Origin of the sequence: Escherichia sp. UTM R2 (assembly GCF_048593455.1) — a bacterium.
GTDB classification, from domain to species: domain Bacteria; phylum Pseudomonadota; class Gammaproteobacteria; order Enterobacterales; family Enterobacteriaceae; genus Escherichia; species Escherichia coli.
Genome location: NZ_JBFWDY010000002.1, coordinates 1,666,872 through 1,682,809 on the forward strand (window position 1 = coordinate 1,666,872; position 15,938 = coordinate 1,682,809).

Below are 15,938 nucleotides of genomic sequence, written 5' to 3' on the forward strand. Positions count from 1 at the left end.
CCCAGTACCTGATACTACCCCCCAGTAGATTAATAGTGCTATGATTTTTCATATTCTTGTTAACCAGGTGTTGCCATGTCTCATACAATCCGTGATAAACAGAAACTGAAAGCGCGTGCCAGTAAGATTCAGGGCCAGGTCGTGGCGCTCAAGAAAATGCTCGACGAGCCGCACGAATGCGCTGCAGTTTTACAACAGATTGCTGCTATCCGTGGCGCGGTAAACGGTCTGATGCGGGAAGTGATTAAAGGTCATCTAACGGAACACATCGTTCACCAGGGGGATGAGCTAAAACGTGAAGAAGATCTGGATGTCGTTCTGAAGGTGCTGGATTCATATATCAAATAATTTATTAACGCGATTGTAAAACTGCCGTTTTTCCTCGTTTACAACGCGTGCGCTGGACATTACCATCCTCCTCTGCGATTTATCATCGCAACCAAACGACTCGGGGTGCCCTTCTGCGTGAAGGCTGAGAAATACCCGTATCACCTGATCTGGATAATGCCAGCGTAGGGAAGTCACGGACCACCAGGTCATTGCTTCTTCACGTTATGGCAGGAGCAAACTATGCAAGTCGACCTGCTGGGTTCAGCGCAATCTGCGCACGCGTTACACCTTTTTCACCAACATTCCCCTCTTGTGCACTGCATGACCAATGATGTGGTGCAAACCTTTACCGCCAATACCTTGCTGGCGCTCGGTGCATCGCCAGCGATGGTTATCGAAACCGAAGAGGCCAGTCAGTTTGCGGCTATCGCCAGTGCCTTGTTGATTAACGTTGGCACACTGACGCAGCCACGCGCTCAGGCGATGCGTGCTGCCGTTGAGCAAGCAAAAAGCTCTCAAACACCCTGGACGCTTGATCCAGTAGCGGTGGGTGCGCTCGATTATCGCCGCCATTTTTGTCATGAACTTTTATCTTTTAAACCGGCAGCGATACGTGGTAATGCTTCGGAAATCATGGCATTAGCTGGCATTGCTAATGGCGGACGGGGAGTGGATACCACTGACGCCGCAGCTAACGCGATACCCGCTGCACAAACACTGGCACGGGAAACTGGCGCAATCGTCGTGGTCACTGGCGAGATGGATTATGTTACCGATGGACATCGTATCATTGGTATTCACGGTGGTGATCCGTTAATGACCAAAGTGGTAGGAACTGGCTGTGCATTATCGGCGGTTGTCGCTGCCTGCTGTGCGTTACCAGGCGATACGCTGGAAAATGTCGCATCTGCCTGTCACTGGATGAAACAAGCCGGAGAACGCGCAGTCGCCAGAAGCGAGGGGCCAGGCAGTTTTGTTCCACATTTCCTTGATGCGCTCTGGCAATTGACGCAGGAGGTGCAGGCATGAAACGAATTAACGCTCTGACGATTGCCGGTACTGATCCGAGTGGTGGTGCGGGGATTCAGGCCGATCTTAAAACCTTCTCGGCACTTGGCGCTTATGGTTGCTCAGTTATTACTGCACTGGTGGCGCAAAATACCCGTGGCGTACAGTCGGTGTATCGCATTGAGCCTGATTTTGTCGCCGCCCAGCTCGATTCGGTGTTCAGCGATGTGCGAATCGATACCACTAAAATCGGTATGCTGGCGGAAACCGATATTGTTGAAGCGGTGGCAGAACGGTTGCAACGTTATCAGATCCAAAACGTGGTACTCGACACCGTTATGCTGGCAAAAAGCGGCGACCCGCTGCTTTCACCTTCGGCGGTTGCTACGCTGCGCAGTCGATTATTGCCACAGGTTTCATTAATAACGCCAAACTTGCCCGAAGCTGCCGCCTTGCTCGACGCGCCACACGCGCGCACCGAACAGGAAATGCTGGAACAAGGGCGATCGCTGTTGGCGATGGGCTGTGGCGCAGTGCTAATGAAAGGTGGTCATCTGGATGATGAGCAAAGCCCGGACTGGCTGTTTACCCGCGAGGGTGAACAACGGTTTACCGCACCGCGCATTATGACCAAAAACACCCACGGCACTGGTTGTACGCTCTCTGCGGCGTTGGCTGCACTACGCCCGCGCCATACAAACTGGGCTGACACCGTACAGGAGGCAAAAAGCTGGCTTTCATCAGCATTAGCCCAGGCCGACACGCTGGAAGTTGGTCACGGTATTGGTCCGGTTCACCACTTCCACGCCTGGTGGTGAGCACCGTACTATAGCTGCTTTGGTTATTGTCAGCCTTTGGCACTGACATTCAGGGATGAAACCAATGCAGCTAAGAATTACCAGTCGAAAAAAACTCACCGCTCTATTATGCGCTCTTGGGCTAATTTCCATCGTTGCAATTTATCCGCGTCAGACGGTGAATTTTTTCTATTCGACAGCAGTTCAGATTACAGACTACATCCACTTCTACGGTTATCGCCCGGTTAAATCTTTCGCTATTCGTATTCCTGCCAGTTACACCATTCACGGAATAGATGTTTCGCGCTGGCAGGAGCGGATCGACTGGCAGCGGGTGGCAAAAATGCGCGATAACGGTATTCGCTTACAATTTGCCTTTATTAAGGCGACGGAAGGCGAAAAGCTGGAGGACCCCTATTTTTCGCGTAACTGGCAACTAAGCCGCGAAAATGGCCTGCTGCGCGGGGCATATCATTATTTCTCCCCGTCGGTAGCAGCACCGGTTCAGGTGCGATTATTTCTGCAAACGGTAGATTTCTCACAAGGCGATTTCCCTGCGGTACTGGACGTAGAAGAGCGAGGAAAATTATCGGCAAAAGAATTACGCAAGAGGGTAAGTCAGTGGCTAAAAATGGTCGAAAAAAGTACGGGGAAAAAGCCGATTATTTACTCAGGAGCCGTTTTTTATCACACGAATCTGGCGGGCTATTTCAATGAATATCCGTGGTGGGTGGCTCACTACTATCAACGTCGTCCGGACAATGACGGAATGGCCTGGCGCTTCTGGCAGCATTCCGAACGTGGACAGGTAGATGGCATCAATGGTCCGGTGGATTTTAATGTATTTAATGGCACGGTGGAGGAGTTGCAGGCATTCGTTGATGGGATTAAAGAAACGCCTTAAATAAGAAGCAGTGATATACTCCCACCAGACTCCCCGGCAGGAAAAAGACAAATGGAACAAGCGCATACCCAGCTGATTGCCCAACTGAACGAGCGTATTTTAGCGGCGGATAACACGCCGCTTTATATTAAGTTTGCCGAAACGGTAAAAAATGCCGTGCGCAGCGGGGTGCTGGAGCATGGCAATATTTTGCCCGGTGAGCGTGATTTAAGTCAGTTAACCGGCGTTTCGCGCATTACGGTGCGCAAGGCGATGCAGGCGCTGGAAGAAGAGGGTGTGGTGACGCGTTCGCGCGGTTACGGCACGCAGATCAACAACATCTTCGAATACTCGTTGAAAGAAGCGCGAGGTTTTTCTCAGCAGGTGGTATTGCGCGGGAAAAAGCCCGATACGCTATGGGTTAACAAGCGTGTCGTGAAATGTCCCGAAGAAGTCGCGCAGCAGCTGGCGGTCGAAGCAGGAAGTGATGTCTTTTTGCTTAAGCGTATTCGCTATGTCGATGAAGAAGCGGTATCGATTGAGGAATCGTGGGTTCCGGCGCATTTAATTCATGATGTTGATGCCATCGGGATTTCACTTTATGACTATTTCCGCAGCCAGCACATTTACCCACAACGTACGCGTTCCCGCGTTAGCGCCCGGATGCCGGATGCCGAGTTTCAGTCACATATTCAGTTAGATAGCAAAATACCGGTGCTGGTGATCAAGCAAGTGGCGCTTGACCAACAGCAACGGCCTATTGAGTACAGCATTAGCCACTGTCGCAGCGATCTATACGTTTTTGTGTGCGAGGAGTAGTTCCTCGCGCGTTGGCGCACAATCACCGCCCCGATGCCCGACAACCCACGACGCCACTGCATTGCCCAGTAATACGGCATCCGCCAGTGGCAGACCAGAGGCCAGCCCGGCAAGTACGCCACCGGCATGACTGTCGCCCGCCCCAATGGTGTCGACAACTTGCGTTGGAAATGCCGGAATGCAGCCAGAAGCGTCGTTGCTGAAATACCATGCGCCTTCTTTATCGAGACGAACGATCAACGGCGCGGCAAATTTCTCCTGCCATTGCTTGCCAAGTGTTGTTATCTCTGCGGATAAAGCAAAACGTTCGGCGGCAATCTCAGCCTCTTGACGATTGAGCGACACTAAAGGTCGACAGGCCATGATCCGCGCCAGTAATGCATCCGGGATATCGCCAATACGTGGGCCAAAATCGATAAACGGCGTCACGTCTTGCAGCTCTTCCAGCCATTCCACTAACAATTCGCCGCAGGGCGAGGCCAGTTGATAACCGGAAAAATAGAGCAGGCTGCCAGGCGCAACGGTTAATCGCGCCAGCCACTGGCGATTCCACTGATTTTCAACACCGCTGAATGACATAAAAGTGCGTTCGCCATCCGGCTCAACCAGCGCCAGACACCAGCCGTTATCACCTTCGGCGTTATCGATCAGGCTGATTAAGCCCTCTTTTGCCATCCGGTTGCGAATAATCTCCGCCCACACGCCCTGACCGAGCGGCAAGGCATTACCCGCTTCGATGCCGAGGCGCTTTAACGCCACGGCAATATTCAGTGCGCAGCCGCCAACGTTAACGCTCTGCTGTTTCAGTTCGATATCGCACCCACGCCAGGGGAGGGCATAAGCGTCGGCGATCACGTCAATGACCGCCGCGCCGACGACCATCACCGACTGACGCGTGGTTAATTCAGGCAGCAGCGTGTGTAATCGAGCGCCGCTCATACCGCCTCCCGTTGTTGACGATATTTCGCCAGCGCTGTGGCATAGCGGTTGAAATCAAGCTGATTTACCGCATCCAGTTCCGCCTTTAACGCAGGATCGATAGCGTTAACGCCATGCAACGCGCCGCAAATTGCCGTCGCCATAGCACCGATGGTGTCTGTGTCGCCGCCAAGGTTAGCGCACAGGACGGCGCAGCGATTCGGGTCGGTTTGTGCCAGTTCAACCAGCGCAATGGCGCACGGAACGGACTCAATAGTGCTGGTACCTGCGCCAACGACCTGGTAAAGCTGTTCGCTGGCGGATTCGGTGCCGTCGGCATTGCGCACAATTTTCAGCGCAATCTCCAGCCGCGCCGCCAGTGAGGCGCTGAACGTAGTGATGCGTTTTTGCTGTGCATGTCGCGCAATTGAAGGCAGGGAATCAACAATCGCTGACCAGCTTTCTCCGTCAATGGCACTAGAAATCGCCCATGCGATGACTACCGCGCCTGCAACCGCCAGATCGGATTTATGGGTCGGGCTGGACGCCAGCGCTACATCATCAATAAAGGAATCAACATCACGCGCCGGAAGCAAACAACCTAATGGCGAGACGCGCATCGCTGCGCCGTTGGTCACGCCGTTGTTTTCCAGTTCAGCAACGGGTTTACCGTCGCGAATGGCGTTAAGCGCAATCTTCGAGGTCGGACCTAGTACGTTTTTGTTAAAGGCGTCGAAACGCAGCGCCCAGTCGAGAATATTACGCCCAATCAGATCCGGATCGATCTTGCCTTCACGTTCCAGTAACGCATCCGCCAGACACAGCGCCATCGAGGTATCGTCGGTGAATTCGGCGCGGTTAAAATAACAGGCCGCGTTATTCTCCTTTGGTCCAGGAAGAAAACGGTCAATCCAGCCAAAGTGTGCTTTAACGCGGCTGCGTGGCCAAAGCTCGGAGGGCATCCCCATCGCATCCCCTAACGCCTGCCCATAAAGAGCACCGAGAATACGTTCTGTTTTCATTTAACTTCCCCTTGTGTCAACGCAATATCGCGATCATCGACCTTGATAGCCGTAATTTCGTTGTCGGATTCGCGGAAAAAAATCATGAACAGCACGGCGATAATGGCAATCATCACCGCGCCGAAAGTCCACATCCCGGACCAGTTGAAAGTCAGTCCGTTTACCGGTTCCTGATAAGCGAACATCTTTTCCATCATCACACCGCCAAGACGATAGCCGAGCAAACTGCCGAAGCCCTGGCAGCAGAGCGTGATCAGCCCCTGCGCAGCGGTACGCATATGCACGGGGGCTTTTTTATCGACATAGATGTAAGCGGTAACGTAGTAAAAATCGTAACTTACGCCGTGAAGCAAAATACCGAGGAACAGTAACGCGTAGGTGAAATATTCATCCGCACTACCGTAAATAAAGAAGCCATAGCGGATCGCAGCGGTGACCAGACCAAGCAATAATACCTTTTTGATACCAAAGCGTTTAGTGAAAAACGGCAATGCCAGCATAAAGAAGATTTCAGAGAACTGGCCGAGCGTCATCCAGCCGGTGGCGTTTTTCATGCCAACTTCGGTCAGATAACCGTTGGCAAAGATGTAATAGAACGCTAGTGGCATCGCAAACAGGAATGAACAGAAGAAAAAGACGAGGAAGTTTTTATCGCGCAGCAGGATCAGCGCATCCAGGCCGAGCATGACTTTAATATCCATTTTGCCGGTGCTTTTTGGTGGCGTGTCGGGCAGGAAAAACGCAAACACACCGAGCAGAGCAGAACTTCCGGCGGTAATCAGCAGCGGGATGTTAGTCGGTGAGATATCGGCATACCCCAGTATTTGCGGCAAGAAACCACATGCCAGACCGGAGGCAATCCAGCCGATAGTGCCCATCACACGAATGCGCGGGAAATCACGCTCAACATCCGGCACGTTGGCAAAAGCGATGCTGTTAGTCAGCGCAATGGTCGGCATATAGGTTAGCGAGTAGGCCAGCAGTAACGGGAAGAACCCGGCAAAAGTGGTCTGTTGCGCAGCGAAATACATCAGCAGCGCGCCTGCGAACATCAATACCGCCAGCACTTTCTGCGCCGAGAAAAAGCGGTCAGTGATGGAGCCAACCAGAATTGGCGACAGGATCGCCGCAATGGCGGTACAGGCATACGACCAGCCAATTTCTCCGGCACTAAAACCGCTTTTACTTAACCACAACCACAATGGCACAAACCACGCGCCCCAGATAAACCATTCAACAAACATCATGAACGACAGCTTTGCTGTTGTTTTCATCTTTTAATTCCTTCATGACAGGTAATGTAAGGTACGCGATGACAATACCACTTAATAATACCTTTTAAATACCTTTGCGGTGAAAACTTGACCGCGCTAACATTTTTTCTGATGAATCGAGCCAACAGAAAACGCTGAAAAAACATCCAAAAGATGGAAAAACTCGCCCGTAACGACCAGGATTATGATTGCCCGCAAAAGGCGGGCCAGGAAAATCCATAGCCGATATCCAATCGGAATTTACGGGAGCATAGTAATGACAGATATTGCGCAGTTGCTTGGCAAAGACGCCGACAACCTTTTACAGCACCGTTGTATGACTATTCCTTCTGACCAGCTTTATCTTCCCGGACATGACTACGTAGACCGCGTGATGATTGACAATAATCGCCCGCCTGCGGTGTTACGTAATATGCAGACGTTGTACAACACCGGGCGTCTGGCTGGCACAGGATATCTTTCTATTCTGCCGGTTGACCAGGGCGTTGAGCACTCTGCCGGAGCTTCATTTGCTGCTAACCCGCTCTACTTTGACCCGAAAAACATTGTTGAACTGGCGATCGAAGCGGGCTGTAACTGTGTGGCGTCAACTTACGGCGTGCTGGCGTCGGTATCGCGGCGTTATGCGCATCGCATTCCATTCCTCGTCAAACTTAATCACAACGAGACGCTAAGTTACCCGAATACCTACGATCAAACGCTGTATGCCAGCGTGGAGCAGGCGTTCAACATGGGCGCGGTTGCGGTTGGTGCGACTATCTATTTTGGCTCGGAAGAGTCACGTCGCCAGATTGAAGAAATTTCTGCGGCTTTTGAACGTGCGCACGAGCTGGGCATGGTGACAGTGCTGTGGGCCTATTTGCGTAACTCCGCCTTTAAGAAAGATGGCGTTGATTACCATGTTTCCGCCGACCTGACTGGTCAGGCGAACCATCTGGCGGCGACCATTGGCGCGGACATCGTCAAACAGAAAATGGCGGAAAATAACGGCGGTTATAAAGCGATTAATTACGGTTATACCGACGATCGCGTGTACAGCAAGTTAACCAGCGAAAACCCGATTGATCTGGTGCGTTATCAGTTAGCTAACTGCTATATGGGCCGGGCTGGGTTGATAAACTCCGGCGGTGCTGCGGGCGGTGAAACTGACCTCAGTGATGCAGTGCGTACTGCGGTTATCAACAAACGCGCTGGCGGAATGGGGCTGATTCTTGGACGTAAAGCGTTCAAGAAATCGATGGCTGACGGCGTGAAACTGATTAACGCCGTGCAGGACGTTTATCTCGATAGCAAAATTACTATCGCCTGATACGCCTTATACGAACAACACCACCCCGTAGGACGGATAAGGCGTTTACGCTGCATCCGGCAACCTATGCCTGATGCGACGCTGAAGCGTCTTATCATGCCTACATAGCACTGCCACGTATGTTTACACCGCATCCGGCATAAAAACACGCGCACTTTGCTACGGCTTCCCTATCGGGAGGCCGTTTTTTTGCCTTTCACTCCTCGAACAATTTTCATATTGTCGTTTTTGTGATCGTTATCTCGATATTTAAAAACAAATAATTTCATTATATTTTGAAATCGAAAACAAACGACAGGATATGAAAATGTACGTGGTATCGACAAAGCAGATGCTGAACAACGCACAGCGCGGCGGTTATGCGGTTCCGGCATTCAATATTCACAATCTCGAAACGATGCAAGTGGTGGTAGAAACCGCTGCCAACCTGCATGCGCCGGTCATCATCGCCGGAACGCCTGGCACATTTACTCATGCTGGTACAGAAAATCTGTTGGCGCTGGTCAGCGCGATGGCGAAGCAATATCACCATCCACTGGCAATTCATCTCGACCATCACACGAAATTTGACGATATCGCTCAGAAGGTTCGTTCTGGCGTGCGCTCAGTCATGATTGACGCCTCGCATTTGCCTTTTGCGCAAAATATTTCACGGGTCAAAGAGGTGGTGGATTTTTGCCATCGCTTTGATGTCAGCGTCGAGGCGGAGCTGGGGCAACTTGGCGGCCAGGAAGATGATGTGCAAGTCAATGAAGCCGATGCGTTGTACACCAACCCCGCTCAGGCGCGTGAATTTGCCGAGGCAACCGGAATTGATTCCCTGGCGGTCGCCATCGGCACGGCTCATGGGATGTATGCCAGCGCACCGGCGCTTGATTTTTCTAGACTGGAGAACATTCGCCAGTGGGTGAACTTACCGCTGGTGCTGCATGGCGCGTCAGGGTTATCGACTAAGGATATTCAGCAAACCATCAAACTGGGGATATGCAAAATCAACGTTGCAACGGAGCTGAAAAATGCCTTCTCGCAGGCGTTAAAAAATTACCTGACCGAGCACCCTGAAGCGACCGATCCCCGGGATTATTTGCAGTCGGCTAAATCCGCAATGCGCGATGTGGTGAGCAAAGTGATTGCCGATTGTGGCTGCGAGGGCAGGGCATAACGCACCTGCCATTTAACAAGGAAAAAACATGAAAACGTTAATTGCCCGGCATAAAGCTGGTGAACATATCGGCATATGTTCAGTCTGTTCTGCCCATCCGTTGGTTATCGAAGCGGCGCTGGCATTTGATCGCAACAGCACGCGCAAAGTGCTGATTGAAGCAACGTCAAACCAGGTCAATCAATTTGGCGGTTATACCGGAATGACACCGGCAGACTTTCGCGAATTTGTTTTTACGATTGCCGATAAAGTTGGGTTTGCACGCGAACGCATTATTCTCGGCGGCGATCATCTGGGGCCAAACTGCTGGCAGCAAGAAAATGCGGATGCGGCGATGGAAAAATCCGTCGAGCTGGTAAAGGAATATGTTCGTGCCGGCTTCAGTAAAATTCATCTTGATGCGTCAATGTCCTGCGCGGGGGATCCCATACCGTTAGCACCAGAAACGGTTGCGGAACGAGCTGCTGTGCTTTGCTTTGCTGCGGAAAGTGTGGCGACAGATTGCCAGCGTGAGCAACTGAGCTATGTCATTGGCACCGAAGTTCCGGTTCCGGGCGGTGAGGCCAGCGCCATTCAGTCAGTACACATCACCCATGTTGAAGATGCCGCCAATACTTTACGTACGCATCAAAAGGCCTTTATTGCCCGTGGGCTGACAGAGGCGTTAACACGTGTGATTGCCATCGTGGTGCAGCCGGGTGTGGAATTTGATCACAGCAATATTATCCATTATCAGCCGCAGGAAGCGCAGCCGCTGGCGCAATGGATAGAAAACACCCGAATGGTTTATGAAGCACATTCTACCGATTACCAGACCCGGACGGCTTATTGGGAATTAGTCCGCGATCACTTTGCAATATTGAAAGTCGGTCCCGCATTAACCTTTGCTTTACGCGAGGCGATATTTGCACTGGCACAAATTGAGCAGGAACTTATCGCCCCTGAAAATCGCAGCGGTTGCCTGGCGGTAATTGAAGAAGTGATGCTCGACGAACCGCAATACTGGAAAAAATATTATCGTACGGGTTTTAACGATTCATTACTGGATATTCGTTACAGCCTGTCGGATCGTATTCGTTATTACTGGCCGCATAGTCGGATTAAAAATAGCGTCGAAACGATGATGGTGAATCTTGAAGGCGTGGACATCCCACTGGGCATGATTAGTCAGTATCTTCCCAAACAATTTGAACGCATTCAGTCCGGGGAATTATCAGCAATACCGCATCAGCTGATTATGGATAAAATTTATGATGTTTTGCGCGCCTATCGCTACGGCTGTGCGGAATAAGGACGGTATATGACTAACCTGTTTGTTCGTAGCGGAATTTCTTTTGTCGATCGTAGCGAAGTTTTAACCCATATCGGTAATGAGATGCTCGCCAAAGGTGTGGTTCATGATACCTGGCCACAGGCATTAATTGCCAGAGAAGCAGAATTCCCTACCGGGATAATGCTTGAGCAGCACGCTATTGCAATACCGCATTGTGAGGCGATTCATGCTAAGTCGTCAGCCATTTATCTGTTAAGGCCAACAAATAAAGTTCATTTTCAGCAAGCGGATGATGATAACGACGTGGCGGTATCGTTGGTTATTGCGTTGATTGTGGAAAATCCGCAGCAGCAATTGAAACTTTTACGCTGTTTATTTGGCAAGTTACAACAGCCCGATATCGTCGAGACACTAATCACTCTTCCTGAAACCCAGTTAAAGGAATACTTCACAAAGTATGTTTTAGATTCAGACGAATAAATCCCTCTGTAACAATAAAAAGGACTATTTATGAAACGCAAGATTATTGTCGCTTGCGGAGGCGCGGTTGCGACCTCTACGATGGCGGCGGAAGAAATTAAAGAGTTGTGTCAGAATCATAATATTCCTGTTGAATTAATCCAGTGTCGGGTTAATGAAATAGAAACCTATATGGATGGTGTGCATTTGATATGCACCACTGCCAAAGTGGATCGTAGTTTTGGCGATATTCCGTTAGTTCACGGCATGCCTTTTATTTCTGGTATCGGTATCGAAGCATTACAAAATAAAATTCTGACTATCTTACAGGGGTGACCTATGTTTTCAGAAGTCATGCGTTATATTCTCGACCTCGGCCCTACGGTGATGCTGCCGATTGTCATCATTATTTTTTCTAAAATATTAGGCATGAAGGCAGGCGATTGCTTTAAAGCGGGTCTGCATATCGGGATTGGCTTTGTTGGCATTGGCCTTGTGATTGGCTTAATGCTGGATTCCATTGGCCCGGCGGCGAAAGCGATGGCGGAAAATTTCGACCTGAATCTGCATGTGGTCGATGTTGGCTGGCCGGGCTCTTCACCAATGACCTGGGCGTCGCAAATTGCGCTGGTGGCGATTCCGATTGCGATTCTGGTTAACGTGGCGATGTTACTGACCCGTATGACGCGGGTGGTAAATGTTGATATCTGGAATATCTGGCATATGACCTTCACCGGCGCGTTGCTGCATCTGGCAACCGGTTCATGGATGATAGGGATGGCAGGTGTGGTAATTCACGCGGCGTTTGTTTATAAGCTCGGCGACTGGTTTGCCCGCGATACCCGAAATTTCTTTGAGCTGGAAGGTATTGCTATTCCGCACGGTACGTCGGCGTATATGGGGCCGATTGCGGTGCTGGTCGATGCTATCATCGAGAAAATCCCAGGCGTTAACCGAATTAAATTTAGCGCCGACGATATTCAGCGCAAATTTGGTCCATTTGGCGAGCCTGTCACCGTGGGTTTTGTGATGGGGCTGATTATCGGCATCCTCGCGGGTTACGATGTCAAAGGTGTATTGCAGCTGGCGGTAAAAACGGCGGCAGTGATGCTGCTAATGCCACGGGTGATTAAACCCATCATGGATGGTTTAACGCCCATCGCTAAGCAGGCTCGTAGTCGTTTACAGGCGAAGTTCGGCGGTCAGGAGTTCCTGATTGGCCTTGATCCGGCGTTGCTGCTGGGACATACGGCGGTGGTATCGGCAAGCCTGATTTTTATCCCACTCACCATTTTAATTGCTGTTTGTGTGCCGGGTAATCAGGTGCTGCCGTTTGGCGATCTTGCCACCATCGGCTTCTTCGTGGCGATGGCGGTCGCCGTGCATCGTGGAAATCTGTTCCGCACCTTAATCTCGGGTGTCATCATTATGAGCATCACCCTGTGGATCGCGACGCAAACTATTGGTTTGCACACCCAACTGGCGGCTAATGCTGGGGCGTTAAAAGCCGGGGGTATGGTGGCTTCAATGGATCAGGGCGGTTCTCCCATTACCTGGTTACTGATTTAGGTTTTCTCCCCGCAAAATATTCCCGGTTTCATTATTATCGGTGCAATTTATCTGACCGGTATTTTCATGACCTGGCGTAGAGCGCGTGGCTTTATTAAACAAGAGAAAGTCGTTCTCGCAGAATAATTTTTACCTGAGGGGGAGGTTATCCCCCTTAACAATCAGGAGTTTTTATGAAATCAGTGGTGAATGATACTGATGGTATCGTGCGCGTTGCAGAAAGCGTCATTCCTGAAATTAAACATCAGGATGAGGTGCGGGTAAAAATTGCCAGCTCGGGCTTATGTGGTTCCGATTTACCCAGGATATTTAAAAATGGTGCACATTATTATCCAATAACGTTAGGCCATGAATTTAGCGGCTATATTGATGCGGTGGGATCCGGTGTTGATGATTTACACCCTGGCGATGCGGTTGCCTGTGTGCCGTTATTACCCTGTTTTACTTGTCCAGAGTGTCTGAAAGGGTTTTATTCCCAGTGCGCAAAATATGATTTTATTGGCTCGCGGCGTGATGGTGGATTTGCTGAATATATTGTCGTTAAGCGAAAAAATGTCTTTGCTCTACCCACGGATATGCCTATTGAGGATGGGGCTTTTATTGAGCCGATTACCGTTGGTCTGCATGCTTTTCATTTAGCGCAAGGTTGTGAGAATAAAAACGTTATTATTATTGGTGCCGGAACCATTGGCCTGCTGGCCATTCAGTGCGCTGTCGCGCTGGGAGCAAAGAGTGTGACGGCGATCGACATTAGTTCAGAAAAACTGGCACTGGCAAAATCTTTCGGTGCGATGCAAACATTTAACAGTAGCGAAATGAGCGCGCCGCAAATGCAGAGCGTTTTACGCGAACTGCGCTTTAATCAGCTTATCCTCGAGACGGCTGGCGTACCGCAAACTGTCGAACTGGCGGTAGAGATTGCCGGTCCTCATGCCCAACTGGCGCTGGTGGGCACGTTGCATCAGGATCTGCATTTAACATCGGCAACGTTTGGCAAAATATTGCGTAAAGAGCTGACGGTTATCGGCAGTTGGATGAACTACTCCAGCCCTTGGCCGGGGCAGGAGTGGGAAACGGCGAGCCGGTTGCTGACAGAACGTAAGTTAAGCCTGGAGCCATTAATCGCTCACCGTGGAAGCTTTGAAAGCTTCGCCCAGGCGGTGCGTGACATCGCTCGTAATGCTATGCCGGGCAAAGTGTTGCTCATTCCCTGAAACCGCGGGCCAGCGTGATGCTGGCCCGGTATTGTGCAAAACAGATCATTCACCAATGGTCCCCCTTCGTTTACACTAGCCACAATTGAATATGGGTAAATGACGATGAATTCATTCGAGCGAAGGAATAAGATCATCCAATTAGTGAATGAACAGGGAACCGTGCTTGTTCAGGATCTGGCGGGAGTATTTGCTGCCTCGGAAGCGACAATCCGTGCCGATTTGCGCTTTCTCGAACAAAAAGGCGTGGTTACGCGCTTTCATGGCGGTGCGGCGAAAATAATGTCTGGTAATAGTGAAACCGAGACCCAGGAAGTCGGGTTTAAAGAGCGATTTCAGCTCGCCAGCGCGCCAAAAAACAGAATAGCGCAGGCGGCAGTCAAAATGATCCACGAAGGGATGACCGTTATTCTCGACAGCGGAAGTACGACAATGCTTATCGCCGAAGGATTAATGACCGCCAAAAATATCACGGTGATTACCAACAGTCTCCCGGCAGCGTTTGCCCTTTCCGAAAATAAAGACATTACTCTGGTCGTCTGTGGTGGCACGGTCCGCCATAAAACGCGCTCGATGCATGGTTCCATTGCCGAGCGTTCATTACAGGATATTAATGCCGATTTAATGTTTGTCGGTGCTGATGGTATTGATGCGGTTAATGGTATTACGACCTTTAATGAAGGTTATTCTATTAGCGGTGCGATGGTCACAGCCGCTAATAAAGTGATTGCCGTTCTCGATTCATCGAAATTTAACCGTCGCGGTTTTAATCAGGTACTACCAATCGAAAAAATTGACATTATTATTACCGATGATGCTGTGTCAGAGGTGGATAAACTGGCATTGCAGAAGACGCGGGTAAAATTAATTACGGTGTAGTATTGTTCTGTATGCCGGATAAGGTGTTTACACCGCATCCGGCATTACGGATTCTCCCTGGTTCAAGAGAGAATAGTTTGATTAACGCAACAGTGGACAATCTGGTGGTAATCGACAACGCAACGCTGCCGGAAGTATTTCAATATGAAAATTTTGCCCACTCAACGGTTCGCCATCAAGATTAAAGGTGATGTCGTGTGGTGCCTGAATATCAAACCACGACGAAGCGCCTTCGATAATATTCGGGTTATCTTCGTCAGATTTTAAGGTTGATACGAGAGCCGGAAGTATTTCATCGCCGGTAAAAATGCGCAGTTGCAGCAAGCCATCGTTAATTAACGCGTTCGGACACAATTGCTGACCGCCACCGGCCTGACGCCCGTTACCAATACCAATGACCAGGGCGTCACCTTGCCAGTGAAAGTTTTCACCGCGGATTTCACAACGGTCCGGTTGCAGAGTATCCATACGCATTAAGCCATGAATGATGTAAGAGACGCTACCCAGTGCGGCTTTTAATTTTTCCGGCGTTTCTGTGGTAATACGCGTCCCAAATCCGCCTGTCGCCATATTAATAAAACAGGTTTGTTTGTTGACCTGCGCCATATCTATCGCAATGGCGTCACCGGCAATTGCCAGTTTCAGCGCCTTATCCAGTGCCTCAGGAATCCCTACACTGGTGGCAAAATCATTGGCGGTTCCTAATGGCAAAATTCCCAGCGCGGGTATGTCATCCCCCTCACACTGAATCAACGCCGTAGAAACTTCATTAATGGTGCCATCGCCACCACCGGCAATCACCGTTGCGACGCCCAACTTCCGGGCCTCCTCTACATATCGTGCGGCATCGCCTTTCTCCCAGGTGACCCGCACATGGATCGTCATTCCTTCCTCACGCAACAGCATAATTGCTTCGCGCAAGGGTAAATTGTCAGTACTTTTGCCATTAAGAATCAGTAAGCTGGCGGGAAATTCTGCCATGATCGTATGTGCCTTTATGATTGGTCTGTAGATAGTGTAGA

Annotated in this window: 16 protein-coding genes, 1 pseudogene and 1 riboswitch; of the genes and pseudogenes, 13 read left to right on the top strand and 4 right to left on the bottom strand. The window is 50.4% G+C overall.

The window, feature by feature from the left end; genetic code table 11:
• Window positions 1–75: 75 nt before the first annotated feature.
• The 5 genes from rcnR (at window position 76) to AB4H76_RS08800 (ending at window position 3,837) form a co-directional block, all read left to right on the top strand.
• On the top strand, window positions 76–348 hold the full coding sequence (gene rcnR, locus AB4H76_RS08780; RefSeq protein WP_000019944.1) for a Ni(II)/Co(II)-binding transcriptional repressor RcnR: 273 nt from the start codon (window positions 76–78) through the stop codon (window positions 346–348).
• 91 nt (window positions 349–439) lie between these two features.
• Window positions 440–536: riboswitch (TPP riboswitch) on the top strand.
• Between the two features lie 34 nt (window positions 537–570).
• Window positions 571–1,359 (top strand): hydroxyethylthiazole kinase, encoded by a 789-nt coding sequence (gene thiM, locus AB4H76_RS08785; protein ID WP_001195564.1) that lies wholly within the window; start codon window positions 571–573, stop codon window positions 1,357–1,359.
• On the top strand, window positions 1,356–2,156 hold the full coding sequence (gene thiD, locus AB4H76_RS08790; RefSeq protein WP_000822274.1) for a bifunctional hydroxymethylpyrimidine kinase/phosphomethylpyrimidine kinase: 801 nt from the start codon (window positions 1,356–1,358) through the stop codon (window positions 2,154–2,156). Before thiM ends, thiD begins: the two co-directional genes overlap by 4 nt.
• Window positions 2,157–2,220: 64 nt before the next feature.
• Complete coding sequence (locus AB4H76_RS08795; protein ID WP_077491867.1) at window positions 2,221–3,039, top strand: glycoside hydrolase family 25 protein; 819 nt, start codon at window positions 2,221–2,223, stop codon at window positions 3,037–3,039.
• 51 nt (window positions 3,040–3,090) lie between these two features.
• Window positions 3,091–3,837 carry a GntR family transcriptional regulator gene (locus AB4H76_RS08800; RefSeq protein WP_000434038.1) on the top strand — a complete coding sequence of 249 codons (747 nt, stop codon included), beginning with the start codon at window positions 3,091–3,093 and terminating at the stop codon, window positions 3,835–3,837.
• On the opposite strand, the gene AB4H76_RS08805 is transcribed toward AB4H76_RS08800, so the two are convergent.
• Genes AB4H76_RS08805 through AB4H76_RS08815 form a run of 3 tightly spaced genes read right to left on the bottom strand, consistent with a single transcriptional unit; the run spans window position 3,811 to window position 7,051 of the window.
• Window positions 3,811–4,776, bottom strand: coding sequence for a carbohydrate kinase family protein (locus AB4H76_RS08805; RefSeq protein WP_000011997.1), 966 nt, complete (start codon window positions 4,774–4,776; stop codon window positions 3,811–3,813). The genes AB4H76_RS08800 and AB4H76_RS08805 overlap by 27 nt on opposite strands.
• Entirely contained in the window at window positions 4,773–5,777 is a 1,005-nt protein-coding gene (locus AB4H76_RS08810; protein WP_000846222.1) for an ADP-ribosylglycohydrolase family protein, read from the bottom strand. Before AB4H76_RS08810 ends, AB4H76_RS08805 begins: the two co-directional genes overlap by 4 nt.
• On the bottom strand, window positions 5,774–7,051 hold the full coding sequence (locus AB4H76_RS08815; RefSeq protein WP_000858484.1) for a nucleoside permease: 1,278 nt from the start codon (window positions 7,049–7,051) through the stop codon (window positions 5,774–5,776). Before AB4H76_RS08815 ends, AB4H76_RS08810 begins: the two co-directional genes overlap by 4 nt.
• 256 nt (window positions 7,052–7,307) lie before the next feature.
• Here AB4H76_RS08815 and fbaB point away from each other — a divergent pair, with 256 nt between their 5' ends.
• From fbaB to AB4H76_RS08855, 8 genes and pseudogenes are all read left to right on the top strand, one after another.
• Window positions 7,308–8,360, top strand: coding sequence for a class I fructose-bisphosphate aldolase (gene fbaB, locus AB4H76_RS08820; protein ID WP_000129551.1), 1,053 nt, complete (start codon window positions 7,308–7,310; stop codon window positions 8,358–8,360).
• Window positions 8,361–8,667: 307 nt separating this feature from the next.
• Window positions 8,668–9,522, top strand: coding sequence for a tagatose-bisphosphate aldolase subunit GatY (gatY, locus tag AB4H76_RS08825; protein ID WP_001307281.1), 855 nt, complete (start codon window positions 8,668–8,670; stop codon window positions 9,520–9,522).
• Window positions 9,523–9,550: 28 nt separating this feature from the next.
• Window positions 9,551–10,813, top strand: a complete 1,263-nt coding sequence (gatZ, locus tag AB4H76_RS08830) for a tagatose-bisphosphate aldolase subunit GatZ (protein ID WP_000853883.1) — start codon at window positions 9,551–9,553, stop codon at window positions 10,811–10,813.
• Window positions 10,814–10,822: 9 nt separating this feature from the next.
• Window positions 10,823–11,275 (top strand): PTS galactitol transporter subunit IIA, encoded by a 453-nt coding sequence (gene gatA / locus AB4H76_RS08835; RefSeq protein WP_000182899.1) that lies wholly within the window; start codon window positions 10,823–10,825, stop codon window positions 11,273–11,275.
• Between the two features lie 30 nt (window positions 11,276–11,305).
• Window positions 11,306–11,590 (top strand): PTS galactitol transporter subunit IIB, encoded by a 285-nt coding sequence (gene gatB / locus AB4H76_RS08840; RefSeq protein WP_000823270.1) that lies wholly within the window; start codon window positions 11,306–11,308, stop codon window positions 11,588–11,590.
• 3 nt (window positions 11,591–11,593) lie between these two features.
• Window positions 11,594–12,949: pseudogene (locus AB4H76_RS08845) on the top strand (PTS galactitol transporter subunit IIC).
• Window positions 12,950–12,996: 47 nt separating this feature from the next.
• Window positions 12,997–14,037, top strand: coding sequence for a galactitol-1-phosphate 5-dehydrogenase (gatD, locus tag AB4H76_RS08850; RefSeq protein ID WP_000844219.1), 1,041 nt, complete (start codon window positions 12,997–12,999; stop codon window positions 14,035–14,037).
• A gap of 105 nt (window positions 14,038–14,142) precedes the next feature.
• Entirely contained in the window at window positions 14,143–14,916 is a 774-nt protein-coding gene (locus AB4H76_RS08855) for a DeoR/GlpR family DNA-binding transcription regulator (RefSeq protein ID WP_001295426.1), read from the top strand.
• An 81-nt stretch (window positions 14,917–14,997) separates the two neighbouring features.
• Here AB4H76_RS08855 and yegS read toward each other — a convergent pair whose 3' ends face one another.
• The gene (gene yegS / locus AB4H76_RS08860) at window positions 14,998–15,897 is read right to left on the bottom strand and encodes a lipid kinase YegS (protein WP_000807356.1); all 900 of its coding nucleotides are present in this window, start codon (window positions 15,895–15,897) and stop codon (window positions 14,998–15,000) included.
• Window positions 15,898–15,938 lie beyond the last annotated feature (41 nt).